4 protein-coding genes and 1 pseudogene are annotated in these 6,960 nt (G+C 71.0%); 2 read left to right on the top strand and 3 right to left on the bottom strand.

The window, feature by feature from the left end; genetic code table 11:
• The 3 genes and pseudogenes from AB0I76_RS19075 to ettA all read right to left on the bottom strand — a co-directional run.
• Nucleotides 1–438: pseudogene (locus AB0I76_RS19075) on the bottom strand (hypothetical protein); the annotation flags it as partial.
• The gene (locus AB0I76_RS19070) at nucleotides 435–881 is read right to left on the bottom strand and encodes a thioesterase family protein (protein WP_357036919.1); all 447 of its coding nucleotides are present in this window, start codon (nucleotides 879–881) and stop codon (nucleotides 435–437) included. The pseudogene AB0I76_RS19075 and the gene AB0I76_RS19070, both read right to left, overlap by 4 nt.
• Nucleotides 882–895: 14 nt before the next feature.
• Complete coding sequence (ettA, locus tag AB0I76_RS19065; RefSeq protein ID WP_357036916.1) at nucleotides 896–2,572, bottom strand: energy-dependent translational throttle protein EttA; 1,677 nt, start codon at nucleotides 2,570–2,572, stop codon at nucleotides 896–898.
• Between the two features lie 307 nt (nucleotides 2,573–2,879).
• On the opposite strand from ettA, the gene AB0I76_RS19060 reads away from it, so the two are divergent.
• Together AB0I76_RS19060 and otsB are read left to right on the top strand one after the other, a co-directional pair.
• On the top strand, nucleotides 2,880–4,280 hold the full coding sequence (locus AB0I76_RS19060; protein ID WP_357036913.1) for a trehalose-6-phosphate synthase: 1,401 nt from the start codon (nucleotides 2,880–2,882) through the stop codon (nucleotides 4,278–4,280).
• Between the two features lie 41 nt (nucleotides 4,281–4,321).
• A complete protein-coding gene (gene otsB / locus AB0I76_RS19055) occupies nucleotides 4,322–6,883 on the top strand; it encodes a trehalose-phosphatase (protein ID WP_357036922.1) in 2,562 nt (853 codons plus the stop codon).
• Nucleotides 6,884–6,960: the final 77 nt, after the last annotated feature.

Genomic DNA, 6,960 nt, shown 5'->3' with positions numbered 1-6,960 from the left:
CTCCGGCACCCACCGGGTGCTGGAGGGCGGCTCCTGCACCGCGGCACTCCACCGCCGGGCGAGCCACGCCTCGTCCAGGTTGTCGAGCATACTCGCAGCGGGGGGCAGTGGCCAGCGCCACTGCGCGTCGTGGCGCGGAGGCAACCCCGGACCACCGGCCGCCAGTTCGGCGAGCAGGTCACCCGCCGCCACCGTCGCGTCGCCGGGACCTTCGCCGGCCACCGTCCGGACCACCAGCACGCCCCACGGCAGTCGGGCCCAGAGGGCCGTACGCCCCGGTGTGGCGCCCGGCCGGAGCCGCACCACGGCGGCCCGGTCCAGCCGGACCAGGCGGGCCAGGAAGGCACCGGCGTCGGCGACGCCCACGAGCCCGTGGCCCGCCGGCACCGCCACCGGTCCGGCCGGTTCCGGCCCCGCGGCCGGGTGCGACCCGGTCACGCTCCCGCTCCGCCCGGCGCGTACGAGAGCAGGAACTCCCGCTCCTCCGGGGAGATCCGCCGGGGCGCCTGCCGGGTCAGGTCGAACGGCACCAGCACCGACCGGGCCCGACTGGCCAGCACGTCGCCGTCGAACAGCTCGTACGCGACGGTGAACGAGGCGGCCCGGATCTCCTCCACCCACAGCTCGATCCGCACCGTCGGGGCGGCCTCCGCCGTGGCCCGACCGAGCGCGTAGTCGACCGGGCGCAGGTAGTCGACCTCGTGCCGGCGGATGACCACCCCGTCGGCGAACGAGCCCACCCCCCACGCCCGGCCACCGGCGAACATCAACGCCACCCGCGCCTCCTCGTACAGGGTGAGGAAGCGCGAGTTGTTGACGTGGCCGTACGCGTCCAGGTCGGACCAGCGCAGCGTGCAGTGATAGACGAACCGGTCAGACAAGGGTCAGCGCCCGGTCAGTCACGGGTGAGCTTGCGGTAGGTCACCCGGTGCGGTCGGGCGGCCTCGGCGCCCAGCCGGTCGATCTTGTTCTTCTCGTACGCCTCGAAGTTGCCCTCGAACCAGAACCACTTCGCCGGGTCCTGGTCGTCGCCCTCCCAGGCCAGGATGTGCGTGGCGACCCGGTCGAGGAACATCCGGTCGTGGGAGATGACCACGGCGCAGCCGGGGAACTCCAGCAGCGCGTTCTCGAGGCTGGAGAGCGTCTCCACGTCCAGGTCGTTCGTCGGCTCGTCGAGCAGGATCACGTTGCCGCCGATCTTCAGCGTCAGCGCGAGGTTCAGCCGGTTGCGCTCGCCGCCGGAGAGGACTTTCGTCGGCTTCTGCTGGTCCGGTCCCTTGAAGCCGAACGCGGCGATGTACGCCCGGGACGGCATCTCGACCTTGCCCACCATCAGGTAGTCGAGGCCGTCGGACACCACCTCCCAGACCGTCTTGTCGCCGTCCAGGCCCTGCCGGTTCTGGTCGACGTACGACAGGGAGACCGTGTCGCCGACCCGGACCTGGCCGGCGGTGGGCTGCTCCAGCCCGACGATGGTCTTGAACAGGGTGGTCTTGCCGACGCCGTTCGGGCCGATGATGCCGACGATGCCGTTGCGCGGCAGCGAGAACGACAGGTTGTCGATCAGGAGCCGGTCGCCGAAGCCCTTGCTCAGGTCCTGCGCCTCGATGACCGTGCTGCCCAGGCGCGGGCCCGGCGGGATCTGGATCTCCTCGAAGTCCAGCTTCCGGGTCTTCTCCGCCTCGGTGGCCATCTCGTCGTACCGGTCGAGCCGGGCCTTGGACTTGGTCTGGCGGGCCTTGGCGTTGGAGCGGACCCACTCCAACTCCTCGGTGAGCCGCTTCTTCATCTTCGCGTCGCGGCGGCCCTCGACGGCCAGGCGGGCGGCCTTCTTCTCCAGGTAGGTGGAGTAGTTGCCCTCGTACGGGTACGTCCGGCCACGGTCCAGCTCGAGGATCCAGTTGGCCACGTTGTCGAGGAAGTACCGGTCGTGGGTGATCGCCATGACGGTGCCGGCGTACTTCGCCAGGTGCTGCTCCAGCCACTGCACGCTCTCCGCGTCCAGGTGGTTGGTGGGCTCGTCGAGCAGCAGCAGGTCGGGCGCCTCCAGCAGCAGCTTGCACAGCGCGACACGCCGGCGCTCACCACCGGAGAGCTGGGTGACGTCGGCGTCCGGCGGCGGGCAGCGCAGGGCGTCCATCGCCAGTTCGAGCTTCGAGTCGATGTCCCACGCGTCGGCGTGGTCCAGCTCCTCCTGGAGCTTGCCCATCTCCTCCATCAGCTCGTCGGAGTAGTCCGTCGCCATCTGCTCGGCGATCTTGTTGAACCGCTCCAGCTTGGCCTTGGTCTCGGCCACCGCCTCCTCGACGTTGCCGAGGACGGTCTTGGCGTCGTTGAGCGGGGGCTCCTGGGCGAGCATGCCGACGGTGTAGCCGGGCATGAGCCGGGCCTCGCCGTTGCTCGGCCGATCCCAGCCTGCCATGATCTTGAGGAGGCTGGACTTACCGGCGCCGTTCGGACCGACCACACCGATCTTGGCCCCCGGCAGGAAGTTCAGCGTCACGTTGTCGAGCACGACCTTGTCGCCGTGCGCCTTGCGCGCCTTTTCCAGGACGTAGATGAACTGGGCCACGGTGCGGGCTACCTCCGTAGATTGCGACTGGGGCCGGCGGGCACGGGCGCGGGCTGCGAGGTCCGCCCTCCGCCGCCGGCCGGGAGCCGGCCGCGCGCACGCCGTCGACAATCCTGACAGGTACGCGGCGCCGCGCCCACATCACCCCGCCCGAGCTGTACGGGACGGCACGTTGTCGACAAGATCACGTCCAAGATTCGGCGGGCGTGGGAAGGGTAGGTAACTCCGTCACGGGGCCCCAGACGCCGCAGCTACGCTCAGTACGCTCATTCGCGGTTGACCCGTCAGCACCCGGAGGTGGCCGAACGTGACCGTCCGCAGCTCCTTTGTCGTAGTGGCGAACCGACTGCCTGTCGACGAGGTGAGCGCACCCGAGGGACGGCAGTGGCGACGCAGCCCCGGCGGGCTGGTCACCGCGCTGCACCCCGTCCTCGCCGAGCACCAGGGCACCTGGGTCGGCTGGGCCGGCGGCACGGGCGCCGCTCCCGAACCGTTCGACCTGGAGGGCATCCGGCTGCACCCGGTGCCGTTGAGCGCCGAGGAGTTGGAGCGCTACTACGAGGGCCAGTCCAACGCGACGATCTGGCCGCTCTACCACGACGCGGTGGAGACCCCGGCCTACAAACGCCGCTGGCGTGAGGCGTACCGACTGGTGAACGCCCGCTTCGCGGAGGCCGCGGCGGAGGTCGCGGCCGAGGGCGCGACGGTCTGGGTCCAGGACTACCAGCTCCAGCTCGTGCCGGCGATGCTGCGTGAGCTACGGCCGGACCTGCGGATCGGCTTCTTCCTGCACATCCCGTTCCCGCCGATCGAGCTGTTCATGCAGATGCCGTTCCGCACCGAGATCCTGCGCGGTCTGCTCGGCGCCGACCTGGTCGGGTTCCAGCAGCGGCTGGCCGCGCAGAACTTCGTCCGGCTGGCCCGGCACCTGCTCGGGCTCCGCTACGAGGGACAGATGATCCAGGTCGACGGGCGGCAGGTGAAGGCGGGGGCCTTCCCGATCTCCATCGACACGCAGGAGATGGAGCGGCTGGCCGCTGACCCCGGGATCCAGGCTCGCGCGAAGGAGATCCGCGAGGAGCTGGGCAACCCGAAGACGATCATCCTGGGCGTCGACCGGCTCGACTACACCAAGGGCATCGAGTTGCGCCTCAAGGCCTTCCGCGAGCTCCTGGCTGACGGAAAGTTGACAGTTCCGGACGCGGTTATGGTGCAGGTGGCGACGCCCAGCCGGGAGCGGGTGGAGCACTACCAGGCGCTTCGCGTCAAGGTGGAGCGCGAAGTTGGCCGGATTAATGGCGAATTCGGCAGGGTCGGCGTGCCGGCGGTGCATTATCTGCATCAGTCGTACAGTCGCACTGAGCTTGCCGCGATGTACGCCGCTGCCGACGTGATGATGGTGACGCCGCTCCGGGACGGAATGAATCTGGTGGCCAAGGAGTACGTCGCATCACGCGCCGACCAGGGCGGCGCGCTCGTGCTCAGCGAGTTCGCCGGCGCCGCAACCGAGCTGCGCCAGGCGTTCCTATGCAACCCGCACGACCCCGACGCGGTGAAGGACGCCCTGCTGCGGGCCGTGCACGTGGAGAAGCCGGAGGCCCGCCGCCGCATGCGGACAATGCAACGCCATCTACGCACCCACGATGTGGGGCACTGGGCGAAGTCCTTCCTCACCGAGCTCGGTGTACGCGACTCGGAGGACGCGTGAACGCCCCCGCCAACGACATCGTCGTTCCCACCGCCGGCTCGATGGACCGGGAACTGCTCTCCGCCATCGGCCGCATCGCCCGGGTGCCCCAGCTCCTGATCGCGTGCGACTACGACGGCACCCTGGCGCCGATCGTCGAGGACCCGAGCAAGGCCGTACCGCTGCCGGAGTCGGTGGCGGCGGTCCGCGCACTGGCCGCGCTGCCACAGACCACCGTGGCGGTGGTCTCCGGCCGGGCGCTGCGCGACCTGGCCGCGCTCTCCCGGCTGCCCAGCGAGGTCCACCTCGTCGGCAGCCACGGCTCCGAGTTCGACATCGGCTTCGTCGAGCGCCTCACCCCCGAGCTGATCGCCGTACGTACCCGGCTGCGCGACGCGCTGCGGGAGATCGCCGCCGCGCACCCCGGCGTCCGGCTGGAGCGCAAGCCGGCGAGCGTCGCGGTGCACACCCGCGGAGTCGATCCGCAGGTCGCCGCCGCCGCCATCGACGCGGTGCGCAGCGGCCCCGCCACCTGGGACGACGTCACCGTCACCCAGGGCAAGGAGGTCATCGAGCTGTCCGTGGTGGCCACCCACAAGGGCACCGCGGTCGACCAGCTCCGCACCCAGCTGTCCGCCAGCGCGGTGCTGTTCATCGGTGACGATGTCACCGACGAGAACGCCTTCGGCAACCTGCACGGGCCGGACGTCGGCATCAAGATCGGGCCGGGCGACACGAAGGCCGGCTACCGGGTGGCCGAACCGATCGAGGCCGCCCGCGCCCTGGGCCTGCTGCTGGAGACACGCCGGCACTGGCTCTTCGGCGAGCGCGCGGTCCCGATCGAGCGACACTCGATGCTGTCCAACGGCCGCACCATGGCGCTGCTCACGCCCGAGGCCAAGGTGACCTGGCTCTGTCACCCCAAGCCGGACTCGGCGGCGATCTTCGCCGACCTCGTCGGCGGCAGCCCCGCGGGCCACTTCAGCGTCTCCCCCGAGCGGGGCGGCATCCCGCTCGGCCAGCGCTACCGCTCCGGCACCATGACCGTGGAGACCCGCTGGTCCGGCCTCACTGTGAGCGACTGGCTGGACAAGCCGGCCAAGGAGACCACGCCGGACGGCCCCGCCGTCATCACCGGGGACTCGACCCTGATCCGGGTGATCACCGGCTCCGTCCGGGCCCGCCTGGAGTTCGCGCCCCGACCGGAGTTCGGTCAGGTCGCGGTGCAGCTCCAGCCGCTCGGCGACGGTCTGCTGGTGCTCGGCTCGAACGAGCCCGTCGCGCTCTACTCCCCCGGCGTCGTGTGGGAGGTCGTCAGCGACGGCGTGAACGAGACCGCGAAGGCCGTCGTGGACCTCGCCGCCGCCGGCGGCCAGATCCTGCTGGAGCTGCGTTTCGGTACGCACAGCCTGGAGCACCACCGGCTGCCGATCCACGAACGGCAGGCCGCGGCCGAGCAGCCGTGGAAGGACTGGGTCGCCTCGCTCCGGCTGCCCAACACCGCGCGGGACCTGGTCGCCCGCAGCGCGCTGACCCTGCGCGGGCTCTGCCACGAGGCCACCGGCTCGATCCTGGCCGCCGCCACCACCTCGCTGCCGGAGGAGCTGGGCGGCGTCCGCAACTGGGACTACCGCTACTGCTGGCTGCGGGACGCGGCGATGACCGCCCGGGCGCTGGTCGACCTCGGCTCGACCGAGGAGGCCGAGGGGCTGCTGCGCTGGATCGACGGCGTCGTGGAACGCACCGGTGGACACCCGGAGCGCCTGCACCCGCTCTACACGGTGGACGGCTTCGAGTTGGGCGCCGAGGCGGTCATCGACACCCTGCCGGGCTACGCCGGCTCCCGTCCGGTGCGGGTCGGCAACCTCGCCAACCACCAGCTCCAGCTGGACGTCTTCGGCCCGGTCGCGGACCTGATCGCCGCCGTGGCCGACGCCCGCGGCTCCGTACGCGACGACGAGTGGCGCGTGCTGGAGAACATGGTCGAGGCGGTCCGCCGCCGCTGGCACGAGCCCGACCACGGCATCTGGGAGGCACGGCTTCCACCCCGGCACCACGTCTTCTCCAAGGTCATGTTGTGGATGACCGTGGACCGGGCGCTGAACGTCGTGCGCCAGCACGGCGGCGAGGACCGGCCCGACTGGGTGGAACTGCGCGACCGGATCGCCGCCAACGTGCTGGAGTACGGCTGGCACGAGCACGCCGAGGCGTACAGCGTGGCGTACGGGCACGAGGACATGGACGCCTCCTCGCTCTGGATCGGCCTGTCCGGGCTGCTCCCGGGCGACGACCCGCGCTTCCTCTCCACCGTGCTCAAGATCGAGGCGGATCTGCGCAGCGGCCCGGTCGTCTACCGCTACCACTGGGACGACGGCCTGCCGGGGCGCGAGGGCGGCTTCCACATCTGCACGACGTGGCTGATCGAGGCGTACCTGCGCACCGGCCGCCGCACCGACGCCGAGGAACTGTTCGCGCAGATGATCCTCACCGCGGGGCCGACCGGCCTGCTCCCCGAGCAGTACGACCCGCTCGCCGAGCGCGGGCTGGGCAACCACCCGCAGGCCTACAGCCACCTCGGCCTGATCCGCTGTGCCCTGCTGCTGGACAACATGCTCAAGCAGTGACCTGACCAGCGCCGACGGCGGCCCCACGTCGAGGCCGAGGTCGCCTTCGTCCTCGGCGTCGACCTGCCCGACGGGCG

This window comes from Micromonospora sp. NPDC049799 (assembly GCF_040656655.1).
Taxonomy (GTDB): domain Bacteria; phylum Actinomycetota; class Actinomycetes; order Mycobacteriales; family Micromonosporaceae; genus Micromonospora.
The sequence above is the reverse complement of the archived record's forward strand: the minus strand, read 5'-3'. Positions and strand labels throughout refer to the sequence as shown.

Excerpts from the sequence above, each read along its gene's own strand:
- otsB (WP_357036922.1), top strand. The coding sequence starts at position 4,322 with ATGGACCGGGAACTGCTCTCCGCCATCGGCCGCATCGCCCGGGTGCCC.